Below are 18,397 nucleotides of genomic sequence, written 5' to 3'. Positions count from 1 at the left end.
TTTCAAATTAATTCGGTAATTTAATTTTTTTGTTTTCTTTTGATTCTTTGAATAACACAATTGTATTTCCTATAATCTGAACAAGTTCAGCTTTTGTGCCATTTACTATTTCTTCTGCAACAGTATTTTTGTCATCCTCACAGTTTTGTAAGATTGACACTTTCAAAAGCTCGCGAGCTTCTAAAGCTTCTGAAATTTGTGTAATCATATTTTCATTCACTCCACCTTTACCTACTTGAAAGATAGGATTCAAGTGATGAGCTTCTGAACGTAAAAAACGTTTTTGTTTTCCTTTTAACATCTTGTTGTTCCTCCTAGTTTGTCCATTACAATAGTTGTCATTTTATCTACTGAAGGTTTTTGTTTTGTCCACAATTCAAAGGCTAGTGCCGCTTGATGAACAAACATGCCGACACCTGTATGAACGGTTAAACCTAAATTTTCAGCTTCTTGAAGTAATGCAGTATAAATGGGATTGTAGATAATATCACTAACTACAGCAGTGGACCTTGCATTTTTTAAACTTAAGGGCTTCAGGTTTGAGTTAGGATGTAAACCTACTGCGGTTGTTTGTATGATAATATCATAACTCCCAAGTTGTTCTTCTGCTTGTATTAAGCTTAAGGAAGTGCTTGTATTTGGAAAAGGGCAAGCATGAACCAATTCCTCAGCCTTAGCAACTGTCCGATTACATAAATCGATATGCTGACACCCTTGATGTGTGAGAGTAAAATAAATCCCACGTGCAGCACCACCAGCACCAATTATTAAGATTTTTTGCTCAGTTAATGGTCTTTTCACCATTTCTTTCAATGACGTTACATACCCATTTCCATCAGTATTATAACCTATCAAGCGACCATCTTTATGAACAACTGTGTTCACAGCTCCTGCTATTTTAGCTGTTTCATCTAGTTCATCTAAATGTGGAATAATTGATATTTTATGTGGAATTGTTACATTAAAACCTCTTACTCCTAGAGTTTTTAAAGCATGAACTGATTCTGTTAAGCAATCTGGTTCTACATGAAAAGCATGATAATAACCATCAAGTTCTTGATCCTTAAATGCATCATTATGAATGTTTGGTGACATAGAATGTTCAACAGGACATCCAATAAGACCATATAAGTTCCCCATAATTTGTTCTCTCCTCAATTATATTAACGATTTTCTTAATGTCACATTAACACCCTTAGGAGCATAAGCTACAACTTTTTTTCCTGGGTTGTTTACTGTGACCCATCCTAAACCAGAAAAAACAATATCTGTTTTTGCTTCTTTGATCGTATATTCATGAGGAATTAGTTTAGGAAATGTATCAACATCTTCTTGTCTAGGTGGAGATAATAATTCTCCAGCATGCTTTAGATATAAATCATCCGCATTTTCAAGCTTTGTTCGATGAATCTTTAGTTCAGTAGGAATATAACAAACTAATGCTTCTTTTCCACCTGAAACATAGTCTAGACGAGCTAGCCCACCAAAAAACAATGTCTGATTTTCATTCAATTGAAAAACCATAGGTTTGATCTCTTTTTTAGGACTTAATAACTTTAAATCTCGCTTATCAACAAAATGTGCCATCTGGTGATGGTTGATAATACCAGGTGTATCATAAAGAGATGCACCATTATCCAATGGAATTTCAATTAAATCTAATGTTGTGCCAGGATAATGAGATGTTGTTATCACATCATTTACTCCTGCTACTTCTTTAATCATTCGATTAATAAAAGTTGATTTCCCTACATTTGTACAACCAACAACATAAACATCTTGTCCCTCACGATATTGGTCAATTAGTTCCGCAACTTCTCTAATTCCATGTCCTCTTGAAGAGCTTACTAAACAAACATCTATAGGCTTTAATCCTAATTCTTTTGCTTCTCTTTTCATCCAGTTGATTAGCTTTTGCTTCTTAACTGATTTAGGTAAAATATCACTTTTATTTCCGACTAACAAGATTGGATTTCCTTTAACAAATCGGTGAATTCCTTGTAGCCAACTTCCATTAAAATCAAAGATATCAACAATTTTAACAATTAACCCTTTTGTTTCACCAATACCATGTAAAATTTTCAAGAAATCATCATCTGTTAGTGAAACATCTTGTATTTCATTATAATTTTTCAATCGGAAGCAACGCTGACATATAACCTCTTCCTTCTCTAAAGCACTTTGAGGTGCATAACCTAACTTTTCTTCATCTTCAGTCTGAATAGCTACTCCGCAGCCTACACATGAAAATTGATCTTCTAACACGCTTTTATTCCTCCCATTGAATCAAACCTTTTCGCTTTAAATTATCCATTATTCTTCGTTCAATTTTTCGATTTATCCTTGTAAAAAAACCATCTGTGGATGCAACAGGCACAACTAAAATCGTTTGAAAGCCATTTCGATTACCTCCAAGAACATCAGTTAGTAACTGATCACCTATTACAACAACATCCTCTTTTTTTAGACTCATATTTTTAACTGCTTTTATAAAAGCTTTACCCATAGGTTTTCTCGCCTTATAAATGAAGGGGATATTTAAAGGTTCTGAAAAAGATTTCACTCGTGCTTCTTTGTTATTAGAAACAATAGTAACTTTAATCCCATGGTCTTTCACTTCTTTAAACCAATCTAATAGTTGAGGTGTCGCATTTGGTCGATCCCATTCAACTAGCGTGTTATCTAAATCTGTAATAATTCCTTTAATTCCAGTTTCTTTTAGTTTTTTAGGTGAAATATGATAAATACTTTTTACATATTCGCCAGGTAAAAATTGTTGTAGCATGAGTTTTAGCACCTCATTATCATTTTTTTGCCATCTTACATCATAACGAATTTAATTCATAGTTTCAAAACAAACTTATAATATATGCAAAAATGTTTTTAAAAAACACAAAAACTTTTCGACATTTTCCGACCCTCTTCAACAGTTGTGGATAATATTATACACATTTTACCCCTTGAAGTGATTCACTTTCCAACCCTTATAAACAACATACCCACAGCTTATCCACTTATAACTGTGGATAACAGAACGGTTGTTCTATTCTTTTTTTCATGTTAAATTTAAATCAATAACAATATATAACAAATTTTACTAACGCCAAATTTAAAAAAGTGCGTTACTACCTGTTAGGGGGTGTAGAGCCAATCAGTTGGCCATCAAGTATGCGTAAACTTTCTGACGAATTATTAATTGAATCTTATTTTAAAGCAACTGAAATGAAACTACATGATGATTTTATAGAACTAATTACAATGGAAATTAAACGTCGTTCTTTAGGACATGTTTTAAAAGCTTCTTCTTAAAGCTTTAATACATGCCGTAAGACGGCTCTTTTTTTTATGGCTGTTTTCGTAAATTTTGCTAACGTAATAATAAGGACCGAACTGATCACAAGTATAAATCGTGTTTTGTCAGTATCGACTCCAAGTGATGTTGCTGCTTGCTTGGTTTTCCACCCAAAGTAACTTGCCCAGAGGTAGGTTTAATAAGTCTAGCCATTGTTTTAAGAAGTGTAGATTTACCACAACCGTTCCAAGTAAACAGCACTATATAAAGCATAGTGGCATCTTTTCTTCATAAGATAGTACCTATTTTGCTATAACAACAATGTTTCCACTGCATAATTAGGTCAATTAGCAACAATCTTTCAGAAAAGAGCCTTTTTTATTTTGTCCATTCATAATTTCCACTACACTAATCTAGTTTCTATTTATGTATCTAATTTTCACCAAGAATGTTAATTATACCATTAGTTTATAAGCACCTCTAGAGTATTTTGATAAGGTATCTTCTTTAAAATATCTAGGGATGACTTCATATAGAAGCCATCCCATACATTTAACGATAGTGGTTGTAATAGTAGTAACCTCCGCCGATGACAAGTAACAGTATTAACAAAACAACAATAAAGGCATACCAATACCCATATCCAATTGAGCCTTGTGTAGGATAGTAAGGATATGGACCTGGACCATAAGGTGAATAACCAACCATTTATTGAACCTCCCTTAAATACCCTTCTATATTTTAGTTATATGTACAATTCTTTTAATAAGTTTAGGCTAATATCCCACACCTACTAATAAAATAATTTTTTTAAACTATGATAAAGCTTAATGTTGATTGTTAGTACCGAATGACTTTTAAGTGAGAAGACTGTCCTAGGACTAGGAATCTCCGTATGCTCTCAGGCTTTCTCCCCACCAAATTTCCTTTGCAATTCAGATTCAAAAGCTAGAAAAAAACCCGAATAATGAACACCTTTTAGAAGTGTTCACTATTTGGGTTCTAATTTACTGATCTTTTAATTAAAATACATATCTTTTAAACAGTTACTTTTATTCTTTCTTACGATTTCTCTTTTCTTTTTCAGCACGATAAAACTCATGAAACATCTTCATTAGAGCACGTTTCTCAATCCGTGAAACATAACTTCGTGAAATTCCTAGTTCTTTGGCTATTTCACGCTGAGTTTTTTCCTTTTTTAAATCTAGACCGAATCGCCCGACAATAACTTCCCTTTCTCTTCCATCTAAAATATCAATATATTCTTTCACTTTTTCCAATTCCATATTTAGTTGGATTGTATCAATTACATCTTCATTTTCCGACTTCAAAACGTCAATCAAACTAATTTCATTACCCTCTTTATCTTGACCTATTGGGTCATGAAGTGAAACATCTTTTTTCGTCTTTTTTAAAGCTCGTAAATGCATTAAGATTTCATTTTCAATACAACGGGCAGCATAGGTTGCCAATTTCGTTCCTTTTCCTTGTGAATAGCTCTCAATTGCTTTTATTAAGCCAATCGTACCGATCGATATCAAATCTTCTGAGTCTTCCCCTGTGTTCTCAAATTTCTTCACAATATGAGCAACGAGTCGCAAATTATGTTCAATCAGAAGGTTTCTAGCGTATTCATCACCCTCTGACATTCGCTGCAAATATTTCTTTTCGTCTGTTGCAGACAAAGGTTGTGGGAAGGCATTATTTTTTACATAAGATACTAAGAACACTAATTCTTTTACGAAAAAACCTAGTGCGGTAATGAGCCCTGACATACCTCCACCTCCACTAAAACTTTATGTAGGCTAATGCCTATAAGTTATGTGTATGTGAGAGATAGCTTGTTTGTGTCTGTACAAAAAAAGAAGTTATCTTTTTTCAGAAAAATTTTAACTCTTTTTAAAGAAAACTATAATCTTGATGATGATTTTTATAAGAAAAGGTTCATTGAGCTTTAAGATTGCCATAAAGGTTTTCCTACGAAGATTAGGGAGAATACTCATAATATTCATTGAGCCAATGAAGGACATAAGCGAGAGGAAAGCCCGGTATTCTTTTCTCCTTTGGATCTTTGGAAGGCCTATCTTTGAGCAAGAATAAACTGAAGAAATGTAAAAGACATGAGCTAGATATAAATCCGAACTCATGCCTTTTAAGGTTACACAATTGCTTATTTTGCTATTTGTAACATAATTTAGATGTTTCATGATTTCTTCATGGTATTTTTCGGAAAATTTACTACTTTTTAAAAGCGAAGTAAGCAGCATTTCAAAACTTAGCTAGGCAGTGTCCTTCTCAACAGTTAAATGTAGTAATAATTCGATTTTTAGCATTTTCATCGCCTCCAGTAATTTTTTTAAGAACAGGTTATTACATATTCCTAAAAAGTTCGTATTCTCTTTCTTTCATTTTTTCCATTTTCTGTTGCACTCGTTCATTTTTCTCAACTTCTTGTTTTGATTGATTTCTTTTAGAGAAAGTCAATGTAATGAAAAATAGGTTAATGGTCATGTGGTATCACCTCCTTTAAAGCATTTAACACATCTAGGGATGTTTAAACACGGGTTGCCTGATCTATTTAGAGGTTCCACTCTTAACTTATGAAGACTATTTACTTCATTTACCAACATACAATGTTACATGAATATAAAAAATCGCCACAGGCAACCTGTGACGATATAAATATTCATATATAACGCACAAGCTTGCTCTAGACAACCTCTGGCGTGTTTTCCTTAGATAATTGCAAATGAAAACTAGTATTAATGTATTACACCATTATGGTCGAATAGAAAAATATTAAATTTGTTATAACCTGAATTCATTGCTACACTCTTATTCATTTTCTTCGACCTCCTTAGTTTTCAATTATTATTACAATGGTAATTATATCCACAATTTCCATAACTGTAAATAGCTTTTCATGTTTTTCTTAATGTTTTTATTTTCAGAAAATTCAGGATCTTGGACATTACTAAAGTGATTAACAAAAATTCCTAACAAAGTATTAGCTTAGCGGAGGGTATTTCAGGAGCGACGTAACTACCAGCCTTAAGTGAAACCAAAATAAAAAACCGCCCTATAACAGAGCGGTTTTCATGATGCATTTTCTTCTTGTTCATCTATTTGCTTTTTATATTTTAGAGAACATTTAAAGCAGACGAAAGATCCAATTAAAAATAAACTAGTCGTAAGCATTAAAATGATATCATAAATTCCTTCTTTTCCTTGATCAGGCAAAATAACACCTATATATAAAAATACACTTGTAGCCAAAAGGACAAACGCATAGTTTTTAAAATCAATAACAAGTTCTTGTAAACTCTTTTTACTCATATTCTTCATTCACCTACTTATTATGTCATATAACAACAATAACATAATCTAGTAGATTACTAACCATGTAAATTTCACCAAATAACTATCACCCAAAGCCAAGCCAAAAAGCAAATGATGTAAGAAAATCTTCTCGATATCAATCATTTGTTTTGTCTTGGCATTAAGCTTTAGTTACTAATGAATCTCTGCTTCTTATATTGCTTCAACGATTTTCAAAACCAAATTTGCAGAATGCTTTGCAGCTTGATCTAAAAATTGATCGAATGAAACATTAGATTCTTTACCAGCGATATCAGATAGTGCTCTTATCACGACGAATGGAACTTCAAATTGATGACAAACTTGCGCAATTGCGGCTGCTTCCATTTCTCCTGCATATAAGTTACTGAATTTACTACGAATAAATTCAACTTTTACAGGATCGTTTAGAAATGAATCTCCTGTTACAATTAGACCTTTTGCTACTTGAATGTCACTAATTTCTTCTGCTTTTCTTACAGCAATGTCAACTAGCTTATGATCTGGTAAATACGCTGCAGGTAATCCAGGTACTTGTCCATATTCATAGCCAAAAGCTGTAACATCAACATCATTATGTCTTACTTCAGTCGAGATAACAACATCTCCAACATTTAATTCAGGATGAAAGCCACCTGCAGATCCTGTGTTAATAACATAATCAGGCTTATAGCGATCTAAAAGCAATGTTGTACTTAAAGCTGCGTTAACTTTACCAATTCCAGACTTTAATAAGACTACCTCTACACCATTGTAGGTTCCTTTTGTAAATTCGCTATTCGCAATAACCTCTTGTTCACGATTATCTAACTGATCTCTAAGAATAGTTACTTCTTCTTCCATTGCACCAATTATTGCGATTTTCAATTTCTTCAAATCCTTCCATTATGTATCTACTTTCACCAAACAGTCGTAACTCTAAAATCGACAAATTCAGTCTTCACTAGAAGTTTACATATTATACACTTACAAAGCAAGACTCTGATTTTATGAAACAGGCTTATACCTTTCTCTTGTTCATTTTCCAAAACTTTTGATATATTTGATTTAAACTTATGGAGGTGAACTATGAACTTTCAACTAGACATCATAAAAGATAAAGTCGAGTTTTTTGAAGCTCATTCTATACAAGAACTTGAAAAAAGAATTAATGACCAAATTATACATAACCAAGCAATCTTACTAACTGTTCATTCTGTGTCACATCAAATGTATGTATCAGAAGAAGGTAAAAGACTTTATAGTGCCGTTGTTCATTTTAAAACATCTAGCAACTAAGAAAAACATCTTTCTAAAACTGTTCAGCATCAATTGATTAGGAAAAGAAGGTGCTCTATCCAGCTTATATTCTAGGCGAAATCGGTAATTTCCCTCCAAGAAAAAGATGCAGGGACATAAGAATTATTGCTAATGATAAATCCCAATTATTAGGTCATATATCAATTAATCATTCGCCTAATAGTTCGGTTTTTTATTTGCTGTAATCAATATATTTTTTGATTTTGCATACTAAGTCTAAGAACTAGTGGAATGGAGCGGAAGATACTCGGGCACCTACGGGAATTGAGGAAAGGCTGAGACCCCGCAGTCATGCCGAGGAGGCTCAGCTTCCTCCCCGTGGAACGCGAGTGTCTGCAGCGCAATGGAACGAACTTGTTTCTTTCAACTTAACTGAATTTAAATTTATTCGTCTTTTTGTATGACTTATTTAATTATGTTTCAGCCTAAATTTTCCTCCAACAAAAAAGGATGACAATGTCATCCTTTTTTGTTTAACTAATTTAATTTCTCTATCTTCGTTGGCTTCCATCCATCGTTTTCTACCCACGTAATATAAACTTTATATTTAACAGATTTGTCTTTAGGTGAGATGGTACCTGCTGCATCATTTGGTCCACCGTTATTTCCTAAAAACCATATAATCATATCTGATTCTGGAATCCCTGTTGCATAGCTAAGGGCTTTGGTCATCTCATTCCAATCTTGTGAACCTTTCGTATAATCAGCTGCATGTGGTCCAGTTTGTGAGGTGCCGATAGGTGACCAGGCAGGATTTTCAATGGTTTCAGCAATCCCTGAACCAGGATCTCCCTCTGTAATTGTTGCTTGGTCAAATGAATCCTCTTCAGACTCTTCTTTTGCTTCATCCTCTGTGTCTAATTCAGATTCTTCCGTTTCTGTTTCTTTCCCATCTGCATTTTCATCTAATTTATTTTGATCGTTATCTTCTGTTTTTTTATCCGTATTTTCTTGTTCTGATTTGTTTTCTTCGCTTGCTAGCTTAATATCAGGTTGTTCATTATATTTTGCTGTTTTGTCATCTCCGTTATCCCCAAAGATCAGCTGAGAGCCAATAACAAGAATAAGCACAAAAACGAGTCCTATTAATGTGTTTAAAACAACATTTGTTTTTCTACGTTTATTCCTTTTTTCAAAACGAGAGTTATTTATCTGAAAATTACTCAATTTCCTACACTCCTTTGTCCCTCTTAGCTTCTGTCTTATTTTAGCATTTAGACCTTTTTCTATCTAGTCGTTTTATCTAAGCCAGAAGTTTCATATTCTACGAAAAAATTGTTTTTTTATAGAATACACTGTATTCCAATTTCAAACTACGGCCATTCGATTTATTTTTATCTCTTGGCTAGTTCTGCTACCATATCATAAAAAACAGCATTTGTACCAGCATTGGCACTAGTTGTATCCATTTCTACAACAACAAGGGCATATTTTGGCTGTTTTGATGGAAAAAAGCCTGCAAACCATTTATGATAAAGTGTTTCTCCTTCAGCACTCTTCTTACCAGTTTGGGCAGTCCCTGATTTTCCTGATACCTCAAATGGAGATGTTTGAAACCTTCTTCCTGTTCCTTCAGAATCAGTGACAACTAATCTCAGCATTTCCTGTAGCCTTGAGGCTGTATATGGAGATATGTTTTCTCCTTCTAGTTTGTTAGACGTAAAAGAAAACATATTTGTTCCATTTTTATATAATATATTTTCTACGATTCGAACCTGGTGTTTCTGTCCGCCTCTTGCAATTGTCGCCATCATATTTGCTATTGCCATTGGTGATAACTTAACATCTTTTTGCCCTATAGCTGTTTGATCAATGGCACGGGGTACATTTTTATCCTTTTCATCACCCCAAATACTACCAGCAATTTCTTCAGGAAATTGCTTAAATTCTTCATAATGAAAAACCTCACCACTCCACCCTATCGGACCTATTAATCCCAGTTTTCCTGCTATATTTTCAATAGCTTGTTGATCTTGTTTCAAAAGTTCCTTTGCTAATGTTGTAAACGTGTAATTACAACTTTTCGCAAAACTCCTTTCGAAGGATAATAAACCATCTTCCTGTCCTCCATCATTTTCACCGTATAAATTTAAATTACAATTAAATTTTCGATTCGCATCATCTAAACCATATTCAATTGCAGCAGCAGAAATGACAGTTTTAAAAACTGAACCTGGAAATAATGGGCGAATCATATGATTTGTTAACGTACTAGAAAGAGAACGATCTAAGTCTGGCTTGCTTACCATTGCAAGCACTTCATTTGTTTGAACATCAAGAAGCACAAGACCTCCATTTTCTACTTGATGATCTGTTAATATATCTTCAGCAGCCTCTTGCATATCTTTGTCAATTGTCGTTTCGACTGTTACTGGATAGAATGGATTAGAATCAGCAATATATTTTACATTTATTCCAAAGAGTGGATTTCCATCTCCATCAACGTGATATAAAAGTTTCGTTTCTGCATCTGGTAACAAAAACTCATCAAATGTCTTTTCTAATCCAGTTACTCCAATTTTTGTTTTATAAGATAAATCAGTTCGATCTGGATATTTTTCTCTTAATGTTTCTGCATTTTCTCCTGTTATTCCAATAATGTGATCAGCAACTGACTCATCTGTTGTTGTTTGTTGAAATACACCGAATACACCTGGGATCTCTAATTCATTAATTTCTTTTAATACTGATTTTGATAATTCAAGTCCATCTTTACTTGAAAGAACAAGCGGCTTTTTCGTATTTTGAACAAGTCTCTCTAGCTCTGTACTAGATACGTTAACTAAGCTAGAAAGCTTATCACTAGACCAAGAGATATCTTTTAAAAAAGGAAACAGTACTAAAGATGGTGTAGCATCTTTTTTTAATGAAGAATGATTTCGATCAACAAACCGACCTCTCCCATCATCAATTAAAACTTCTTGTGTCCGCTGCTTCACACTTTCTTGCACAAGATTAATCCCTTTTTTTGAAAATGATTCCGTTTTAATTAATTGTAACTCTGCTAATCGGTATAAATAAAAAGATAAACATATCATAATGACAATTCCTACAGTAAGAAATCTTCTTCTTAAATTCATTGAAAACACCTCTCTTTGTTACATACTGACTGAGTTCGTATCTTATTTGCTTTTTCATAGCTATTTAGTTCACTTCTTTAAGGGAATTGGAATATATTTAAAAAGGTTTCTAAACTCGATTTCGTTGGTACTTACCTTGCTACATGCTCATTACCAAACATGATGATTACTCCCCTACAAAACTTCACAACTCAAAAATTCAATTTGATATCACATATACTAAAAGGTCATGAAGATATCCTTTATCTACAACACAACTTTCTACTAGCTGTTTCAAAGTAATTAAGGAGGTGTTTTTTACAACAAAAAAACACCTCGTCATCATTTTCGACGAGGTGCTCATTATATAAACCTGTATTAGCTAATTTCTACAATCTTAACAAGCATTTCTCCACCTGGTGTTTGAACAGTCACCTGTTCTCCTACCTTACGTCCCATAAGACTTTTTGCAATAGGTGAGTCATTAGAAATTTTTCCTTCAAATGGATCTGCTTCAGCACTACCAACAATTGTATACGTTTCTTTGTCACCATCAGGTAATTCAATAAAAGCAACTGTTCTTCCTAAAGCAACAATACTAGTATCAGCTTCACCTTCGATAATCTTCGCATTACGAATCATATTCTCAAGTGTTGTTACACGACCTTCAACAAAAGCTTGTTCCTCTTTCGCTGAATCGTATTCTGAGTTCTCCGAAAGATCTCCAAAGCTTCGTGCTATTTTAATTCTTTCTACAACTTCTTTACGTTTAACCGTTTTCAAATATTCAAGCTCTTGTTCAAGCTTATCTTTACCTTCTCTTGTCATTGGAAAAATTTTATCTTGTGGCATGTTTGTTCCACTCCTTCTAGTAGACTGTCCCTATCGTACTGAGTCATTAGCACTTTAATTTTCTATGTATGAATATTATAGAATGAATACTACTTATGTATAAGTATAAGCTAGGGTGATATTTCCTTCTAAATGATAACTAAAAATATAATGGTTGTACTTCAAATAATGGTGAGTTCAACTTAAAACACCTAGAATTTGATCATATGTAAAAAATCAGGGCAACAAAATGCCCCAGGAAAAACTGTACTTATACATAATATGAACACAGTAGACTTTATCTATGCTATGTTATTACAAAATCGCCTTTAATTCAAGAATTGTTTGAATTTTTGTGACCATTAAATCAACCGCAACATGATTATGTCCACCTTCTGGAATAATAATGTCTGCGTATCGTTTAGTTGGTTCAATAAATTGATTATGCATCGGTCTTACAACAGAAATATATTGTTCAATAACAGAATCAATTGAGCGACCACGCTCTTTAATATCGCGAAGAATTCTACGAATGATTCTAAGATCCGCATCAGTGTCCACATAGAGCTTAATATCCATTAAGTCACGTAAGCGCTCATCCTCTAAAATAAGGATCCCTTCTAAGATAATAACATCCTTAGGTTCCACAACTATAACATCTTCCGATCTTGTATGCAATTTATAGTCATAAACTGGCTTTTCAATTGATTCATGACTTAGCAATGTTTTTAAATGATTGATAAGTAAATCATTGTCAAAAGCTAATGGATGGTCGTAATTTGTATTTAATCGTTGCTCATACGGCAGGTGACTTTGATCTTTGTAATAGTAATCTTGTTCAAGCATTAAGATAGAATGACCTCTAAAATGCTCATATATTGCTTTTGTTACGCTCGTCTTTCCTGAGCCAGATCCTCCAGCAACACCGATTACAACCGGCTTCTTCGCCATAGTAGTTAGAACCCCTTTCGCATCATGTTGTTTCTGAAGACGGGTTTATCTACTTTGAATTTTACTATTTGTAGTGGATGACGAGCTGCATCAAGCTCATTTCCATCTTCATCCCATATCTTCTCAATTTTTTGTGTGAAGTTTTCAATTTCAGGTCCGAAAAATTCAACCGTTTCACCTGGTTTAAAATGATTACGTTGTTGTAAAGTAATCATTTTTGTTTCTTGATCATAATCTAATACAAGACCAGCGAAATCATACACTGTTTTTTTACTATGATTACCGAACATCTGTTGTTGAAAACCAGGAACACTTTCAAAAAATGCTGAAGCTGTTTCACGGTTTGCACATTTATCTAGTTCTTTAAGCCATTCAATATCAATTTTAAAATTGTCTGGATCTGCGCAGTAAGCATCAATTACTTTACGATATACGCTAACAACCGTTGCAATATAATGAATTGATTTCATACGACCTTCGATTTTTAAGCTATCGATTCCTAGCTCAATCATCTTAGGAATAGATTCAATTAAATTCAAATCTTTTGGGCTCATCGCAAAAGGTGCATCTTCTTTATCGAATAATTCGACTTCTTGATTATCCTCAAGTTTAAATAAGTCATAATCCCAACGACATGATTGACAGCAACCACCACGATTAGAATCGCGTGCTGTCATATGGTTACTTAATGTACATCGACCAGAATAGGCAATGCACATTGCTCCATGAACAAAAGCCTCAATTTCAATATCAACTTTTTCTTTCATTTCTTTAATTTCTTCAGCACTTGTTTCACGTGCTAATACAACACGCTCAAGTCCCTCTTCCTTCCAAAACTGAACAGCTTTCCAGTTGGATAGAGATTGCTGAGTACTTAAATGTACTTCAAGCTTAGGTGCAACTTTTCTACATGTTTCAATAATTAATGGATCGGCAACAATAATCCCAGTTACTCCTGCATCTTGAAGACCTATTAAATATTCATCAAGACCATCCATGTTTTCATTATGAGCAAATATATTTGTTGTCACATAGATTTTTGCTCCATATTTATTAGCGAACTGAACTCCCTCAGCCATTTCTTCTTGTGAGAAATTATCAGCATTAGATCTTAGACCATATTCACGTCCACCGATAAATACAGCATCGGCGCCATAATGAACGGCAATTTTCAATTTTTCTAAGTTTCCAGCTGGTGCTAACAACTCAGGTTTTTTTGTAATTACACGCTTCCCATCAACGATGCTTGATATTTTATCAACTACTGTTGTCAATTTTTTCACTCCTTTTATGTTCGAAATGAAAGGCTTAACTTTCAACCGATTCATTTTATTAGATTAATATACTGTTTCTTTAAAGAAAAAGCCTGTATCTAATGGGCGATTTTTAGCCTGTAGATCTTCTATCTCATTTAAAAGGTCATCCTTAACCTCTTCATAGTCATCAACATTCGAAACAAACAAATCAATTGCTTTGCGGTATTTTTTTGTCACTTCCACAATATAATCCGATGTTTGTAGAACACCATCAATCTTAAATGAATCCACACCTGCTTCAATCATTTCACCAAGTTCATCTATAATACAAATATCGTTGGGGCTCATAATATGAGTTCCATTTGCATCTTCAAATATTGGGTATTTATTATTTCGTTCAGGATCAAATAAAAACATTGTTTCTTTGTTATCATGCTTTTCTATTTTTAATGCTTTTCCTTGGTACTCAAAATAGTTGCCTAATAGTGAGCGTTTTGATTGAAACATACATGTCATTCCATGAACTTGTACTTCTATTTCAACTTCTGCATGTTCCTTTGTCTCAACTACTGCATCCATGCTTAGCTCCCTAGCAAGTACAGCCCGTTTCGATCCTTTTCGACCCCAATAATTACACGTATGCCAGTTTGTTGCTGTTGTTTCTGTATTCCAATGCAGCTTCATGTCAGGTGCAGCATCCTTAGCCATCATAAGAACTGCTGGATCACCAAAAACAACCGCATCTGCTTTTACTTCACTTAGAAAACGTAAATATTCACCTAACTCATCGACTAATTCGTTATGAAAAATTGCATTCATTGCAACATACACTTTTTTCCCATGCTGATGAGCAACACCAATTGTATGCTTAATATCGTCCTTTGAAAAATCTCCAGCCAATCTAAGACCAAATTTTTGCTCACCAATCACAAATGCATCCGCACCTGCTTCAATTAAAGGTAATAAATCTTCCACCTTTTTAGGAGTCACTAATAATTCTGGCTTTTTCATTCTTAACACCTCTTTATACTTCTTTTCTTCTTGTAACTGCAAGACCATCCCCTACAGGAATCATTGTTGATGTATAACCTTCCTTAGAAAACAGCATTCGATTATATTCATCAAGCTTTCTAACAAGTGTTCGTTGTCTTCTCGTTTTTAATTCAGAACGATCTCGAGCAACAGTTCCCTTGAAAAGAACATTATCAGTATATATAATTCCATCTTTTGTTAGCATTGGTTCATATAAATCAAAAAACTTACTATATTTTGCTTTTGTTGCATCAATAAAAAACGCATCAAATGGGCCATGCTTGCTTATATCATCTGATAATAATAGAGCATCACCTAAGAAAATTTTAATTCGATTCTCGAGTCCTAGTTCTTTTATATGAATTGTTGCTTGCTTATATCTCTCTTCATCAAGCTCCACAGTAACAATGTGGGTATTGGGTAAAGATAAAGCCATCCTTATTGCTGAGTAACCAATGGCTGTCCCGATTTCAAATATTTTCTTAGGCTGTTGCATTGTTAACAACAATAACAATACCTCTATACCTGATTTCTCCATTATTGGCACATCATGCTTTAAAGCAAACTCTTCAATTTGTTCAACGTATTGAGGACGTTCTGGAATCAAGCTTTCAACATACGTTAGCACATCTTCATTTAACATGATTGCCCTCCTGCCTAAACAACTACTTACTGGTAAACTTTGTTGAATAATCTATATCTACCTAAAAAGAAGAGCCCCATATCCTGAGAACTCTTTTGTGTGAATATATCAAATAAACTAATCCGAATAACAACTCGATATATTTTACCACAACAAGAAAGGGAATGCGAATAATAATTCACTTTCCCTTTGTTGAAATATGGTTAGTTATTAGTAATATGTTCATTTTTTGCTTTGTTGTGTTCATCTAGGGTTTTTGTGAAAATTACTTCCCCTTCTTTTGTAGCTAAGAAATATAAGAAATCTGTCTGTTCAGGCGTAAGAGCAGCTACAAAAGACATTTCACCAGCATTTGCAATTGGTCCAGGAGGTAGCCCGGTATTTTGATATGTGTTATATGGTGAATCTACTTCTAAATCTTTATATAGTACTCTGTCCTTATGTTCTCCCAGTGCATATAAAACAGTAGGATCTGTTTGTAGCATCATATCTTTATCAATACGATTGTAGAAGACACTAGAGATTTTTTCTCGATCAGATTTTTCTGTTGCTTCTTCCTCAATTAATGAAGCCATCGTCACAAAATAATGAACATTCATATTTTTTTCTTGAAGCTGCGGAATATATTTCGCAACAACCTCACTCATTTTATTAATCATCGGTTCCAGTATCTCTTCAATCGTAGGTTCTTCCTGATAATATGGATATGTTGCAGGAAATAAGTAACCTTCGAGTGGATATTTTACATTTTCTTTAAATATATCGTCTGTTAGTAAATCAGGGTATTTAGCTCTCATAGAATCAATAAATTTTCTATCATTTATTTTATCGAAAATGTCGTCTTCTGAATATTGCGTTTTGTTTGAAATAATTGATGCGATTTCTTTTAATTGTCTTCCTTCAGGGATTGTTACTTGAAAAACAACATCATCCATGACCTTACCCTTTTTTAAACTAGCAATAATATCTTGGAATGTCATTGACTTTTTAAGCTGATAATCTCCTGCTTGGAAACCAGATTCATTTTTGAATTTAATATAATATTTAAATACACGATCATCTTTTATAATATCATTTTCCTCTAAAATTTTAGAAATAGAAGAAACTGACGAACCAATCGGTATGGTTACATCTATAGCCTTTTGATCTGTTGAATCAACTGGCTCTAGAGCAGATTTAATATATAGATAGCCGCCTCCGATTAATCCAGAAAATACAATTAAAAGAATAATAAATACCGAAAGAACAATTCTCCGTACAACCTTTGCTTCATTATGTTTTTCTAACAGTTTTTTACGGAATGAATCTTTTTTTGGATCTTCAGACATGTATATCCTCCTCTCATCCCAACTATTATATTACAATGTTCATGAATATTCGGCAATATTTTTAAACAATGCACGCAATATGTTTAATAGTTTAACAAGATAAACATAAAAAAAGTGCAATAAGAGATATCTCTTATTGCACTTTTTATTCTTATTCTTGCTCTTCTTCTTCATCAAGAAATGTATTTAACATTTCCTCAATTAAGTCCCACTCTTCTTCTGTTTCGATGGGCTCTAGTTCTCCATCTTCACCATCTGCATGTGGATTAAAGCTTGAAGCATGAATTTCAATTTCCTCACTATCGTCCTCTTCTGCACCTAGTGGGTAGTATAACACATAAGATTTTTTAAATTCTTCTGATTCAAATGTAAAAAGAACCTCACATAATTGTTCATTTCCATTTTCATCTATAACTGTAATTTGTTTTTCTCCGTGATCCATGAATTCTTCACCTCATAATAATTTTTGTCTAATTTAAGCTATCTAAATAACCCTGTAAGATCATCACTGCAGCCATTTTGTCGATTACTTTTTTTCTTTTCTTTCGACTAACATCTGCAGAGATTAGCATTTTTTCAGCAGCCATTGTTGTTAATCGCTCATCCCAAAGGATAACAGGAAGATTAAACTTCTTTGTTAGTATATCAGCAAAAGATTGACTTGCTTCCGCTCTTGGTCCAATTGTTCCATTCATGTTTTTAGGCATTCCAAGGACAATTTTCTCAACTTCATACTGTTTAATTAGTTCAGAAAGTCTTCCCAGCTGATAGTCTCGACCTTCTTCATTGATTTTAATCGTTTCAATTCCTTGTGCTGTCCAGCGCAATTCATCACTAACGGCTACTCCCAATGTTTTAGTTCCTAAATCTAATCCAAGTATTCGCATAATATGCCTCTCGATTTTATTGTATAAGGATTGGAGCTAAATACTTTCAGAACATGGTTGTTCAAAATAATTTAGCCCATCACTATACAAAATTACATTTCTTTTTTTACAGAACAGATACTTTAGATACTAAAGATCAAATCCGTTTTTGTAAGTAAGATTTAACTAGCTCCTCAATTAATTCATCTCGCTCAAGCTTGCGAATTAGATTTCTTGCATCACGATGACGAGGAATATAGGCTGGATCACCAGAAAGCAAATAGCCCACAATTTGATTTATTGGATTATAGCCTTTTTCTTGTAATGCATCGTATACAGTATAAAGGACTTCGTTTACATTCGTTTCGACAGAGTCGTCAGAGAAATTAAATTTCATCGTTTTATCAAATGAACTCACCTTCGCACCTCTTTCCCAGATTCTTAAGAAGAAATCTGCTTGTCCAATCTTACCTTTATTTTACA

Annotated in this window: 21 protein-coding genes and 2 pseudogenes; 2 read left to right on the top strand and 21 right to left on the bottom strand. The window is 33.6% G+C overall.

Features of this window, described 5'->3' with window-relative positions; genetic code table 11:
- Positions 1-7: 7 nt before the first annotated feature.
- Genes yhbY through LC076_RS07405 form a run of 4 tightly spaced genes read right to left on the bottom strand, consistent with a single transcriptional unit; the run spans position 8 to position 2,785 of the window.
- Positions 8-301, bottom strand: a complete 294-nt coding sequence (yhbY, locus tag LC076_RS07420; RefSeq protein WP_226667318.1) for a ribosome assembly RNA-binding protein YhbY — start codon at positions 299-301, stop codon at positions 8-10.
- Complete coding sequence (gene aroE, locus LC076_RS07415) at positions 295-1,140, bottom strand: shikimate dehydrogenase (RefSeq protein WP_226667313.1); 846 nt, start codon at positions 1,138-1,140, stop codon at positions 295-297. Before aroE ends, yhbY begins: the two co-directional genes overlap by 7 nt.
- An 18-nt stretch (positions 1,141-1,158) precedes the next feature.
- Positions 1,159-2,265 carry a ribosome biogenesis GTPase YqeH gene (yqeH, locus tag LC076_RS07410; RefSeq protein WP_226667310.1) on the bottom strand — a complete coding sequence of 369 codons (1,107 nt, stop codon included), beginning with the start codon at positions 2,263-2,265 and terminating at the stop codon, positions 1,159-1,161.
- Between the two features lie 4 nt (positions 2,266-2,269).
- Positions 2,270-2,785 carry a YqeG family HAD IIIA-type phosphatase gene (locus LC076_RS07405; RefSeq protein WP_226667309.1) on the bottom strand — a complete coding sequence of 172 codons (516 nt, stop codon included), beginning with the start codon at positions 2,783-2,785 and terminating at the stop codon, positions 2,270-2,272.
- A gap of 383 nt (positions 2,786-3,168) precedes the next feature.
- Here LC076_RS07405 and LC076_RS07400 point away from each other — a divergent pair, with 383 nt between their 5' ends.
- On the top strand, positions 3,169-3,309 hold the full coding sequence (locus tag LC076_RS07400) for a sporulation histidine kinase inhibitor Sda (RefSeq protein WP_226667306.1): 141 nt from the start codon (positions 3,169-3,171) through the stop codon (positions 3,307-3,309).
- Positions 3,310-3,451: 142 nt separating this feature from the next.
- On the opposite strand, the pseudogene LC076_RS07395 reads toward LC076_RS07400, so the two are convergent.
- The 6 genes and pseudogenes from LC076_RS07395 to mtnN all read right to left on the bottom strand — a co-directional run.
- Positions 3,452-3,538, bottom strand: a pseudogene (locus tag LC076_RS07395) (ATP-binding cassette domain-containing protein); the annotation flags it as partial.
- Positions 3,539-3,844: 306 nt separating this feature from the next.
- On the bottom strand, positions 3,845-4,000 hold the full coding sequence (locus tag LC076_RS07390; protein ID WP_226667304.1) for a hypothetical protein: 156 nt from the start codon (positions 3,998-4,000) through the stop codon (positions 3,845-3,847).
- Between the two features lie 344 nt (positions 4,001-4,344).
- Positions 4,345-5,067, bottom strand: a complete 723-nt coding sequence (sigK, locus tag LC076_RS07385; protein WP_226667303.1) for an RNA polymerase sporulation sigma factor SigK — start codon at positions 5,065-5,067, stop codon at positions 4,345-4,347.
- 595 nt (positions 5,068-5,662) lie between these two features.
- The gene (locus LC076_RS07380) at positions 5,663-5,803 is read right to left on the bottom strand and encodes a YrzI family small protein (RefSeq protein ID WP_226667301.1); all 141 of its coding nucleotides are present in this window, start codon (positions 5,801-5,803) and stop codon (positions 5,663-5,665) included.
- A 585-nt stretch (positions 5,804-6,388) separates the two neighbouring features.
- Positions 6,389-6,628: a YrhC family protein gene (locus tag LC076_RS07375; RefSeq protein WP_226667299.1), complete on the bottom strand. Its 240-nt coding sequence runs from the start codon at positions 6,626-6,628 to the stop codon at positions 6,389-6,391.
- A 195-nt stretch (positions 6,629-6,823) separates the two neighbouring features.
- Positions 6,824-7,516 carry a 5'-methylthioadenosine/S-adenosylhomocysteine nucleosidase gene (gene mtnN, locus LC076_RS07370; protein WP_226667298.1) on the bottom strand — a complete coding sequence of 231 codons (693 nt, stop codon included), beginning with the start codon at positions 7,514-7,516 and terminating at the stop codon, positions 6,824-6,826.
- 201 nt (positions 7,517-7,717) lie between these two features.
- On the opposite strand from mtnN, the gene LC076_RS07365 reads away from it, so the two are divergent.
- Entirely contained in the window at positions 7,718-7,927 is a 210-nt protein-coding gene (locus LC076_RS07365; RefSeq protein ID WP_226667288.1) for a DUF2536 family protein, read from the top strand.
- 498 nt (positions 7,928-8,425) lie between these two features.
- Here LC076_RS07365 and LC076_RS07360 read toward each other — a convergent pair whose 3' ends face one another.
- The 11 genes and pseudogenes from LC076_RS07360 to LC076_RS07310 form a co-directional block, all read right to left on the bottom strand.
- Positions 8,426-9,115: a YrrS family protein gene (locus tag LC076_RS07360; protein WP_226667287.1), complete on the bottom strand. Its 690-nt coding sequence runs from the start codon at positions 9,113-9,115 to the stop codon at positions 8,426-8,428.
- Positions 9,116-9,256: 141 nt separating this feature from the next.
- Positions 9,257-11,028 (bottom strand): annotated as a pseudogene (locus LC076_RS07355) (peptidoglycan D,D-transpeptidase FtsI family protein).
- A 357-nt stretch (positions 11,029-11,385) separates the two neighbouring features.
- Entirely contained in the window at positions 11,386-11,859 is a 474-nt protein-coding gene (greA, locus tag LC076_RS07350; RefSeq protein ID WP_226667284.1) for a transcription elongation factor GreA, read from the bottom strand.
- A gap of 294 nt (positions 11,860-12,153) precedes the next feature.
- Entirely contained in the window at positions 12,154-12,789 is a 636-nt protein-coding gene (gene udk, locus LC076_RS07345) for a uridine kinase (RefSeq protein WP_226667282.1), read from the bottom strand.
- Between the two features lie 5 nt (positions 12,790-12,794).
- Positions 12,795-14,063 carry a peptidase U32 family protein gene (locus tag LC076_RS07340; RefSeq protein WP_226667281.1) on the bottom strand — a complete coding sequence of 423 codons (1,269 nt, stop codon included), beginning with the start codon at positions 14,061-14,063 and terminating at the stop codon, positions 12,795-12,797.
- 63 nt (positions 14,064-14,126) lie between these two features.
- Complete coding sequence (locus LC076_RS07335; protein WP_226667425.1) at positions 14,127-15,056, bottom strand: peptidase U32 family protein; 930 nt, start codon at positions 15,054-15,056, stop codon at positions 14,127-14,129.
- 13 nt (positions 15,057-15,069) lie between these two features.
- Entirely contained in the window at positions 15,070-15,720 is a 651-nt protein-coding gene (locus LC076_RS07330) for an O-methyltransferase (RefSeq protein ID WP_226667280.1), read from the bottom strand.
- Positions 15,721-15,923: 203 nt separating this feature from the next.
- Positions 15,924-17,048, bottom strand: coding sequence for an endolytic transglycosylase MltG (gene mltG, locus LC076_RS07325; protein ID WP_226667278.1), 1,125 nt, complete (start codon positions 17,046-17,048; stop codon positions 15,924-15,926).
- A 151-nt stretch (positions 17,049-17,199) separates the two neighbouring features.
- Positions 17,200-17,490 (bottom strand): DUF1292 domain-containing protein, encoded by a 291-nt coding sequence (locus LC076_RS07320; protein ID WP_146949108.1) that lies wholly within the window; start codon positions 17,488-17,490, stop codon positions 17,200-17,202.
- Positions 17,491-17,518: 28 nt separating this feature from the next.
- On the bottom strand, positions 17,519-17,935 hold the full coding sequence (ruvX, locus tag LC076_RS07315; RefSeq protein ID WP_204955510.1) for a Holliday junction resolvase RuvX: 417 nt from the start codon (positions 17,933-17,935) through the stop codon (positions 17,519-17,521).
- A 136-nt stretch (positions 17,936-18,071) separates the two neighbouring features.
- Entirely contained in the window at positions 18,072-18,332 is a 261-nt protein-coding gene (locus LC076_RS07310) for an IreB family regulatory phosphoprotein (RefSeq protein ID WP_146949110.1), read from the bottom strand.
- Positions 18,333-18,397: the final 65 nt, after the last annotated feature.

It is taken from the genome of Metabacillus litoralis (assembly GCF_020524045.1).
Classification (GTDB): Bacteria; Bacillota; Bacilli; order Bacillales; family Bacillaceae; genus Metabacillus; species Metabacillus litoralis_C.
The sequence above is the reverse complement of the archived record's forward strand: the minus strand, read 5'-3'. Positions and strand labels throughout refer to the sequence as shown.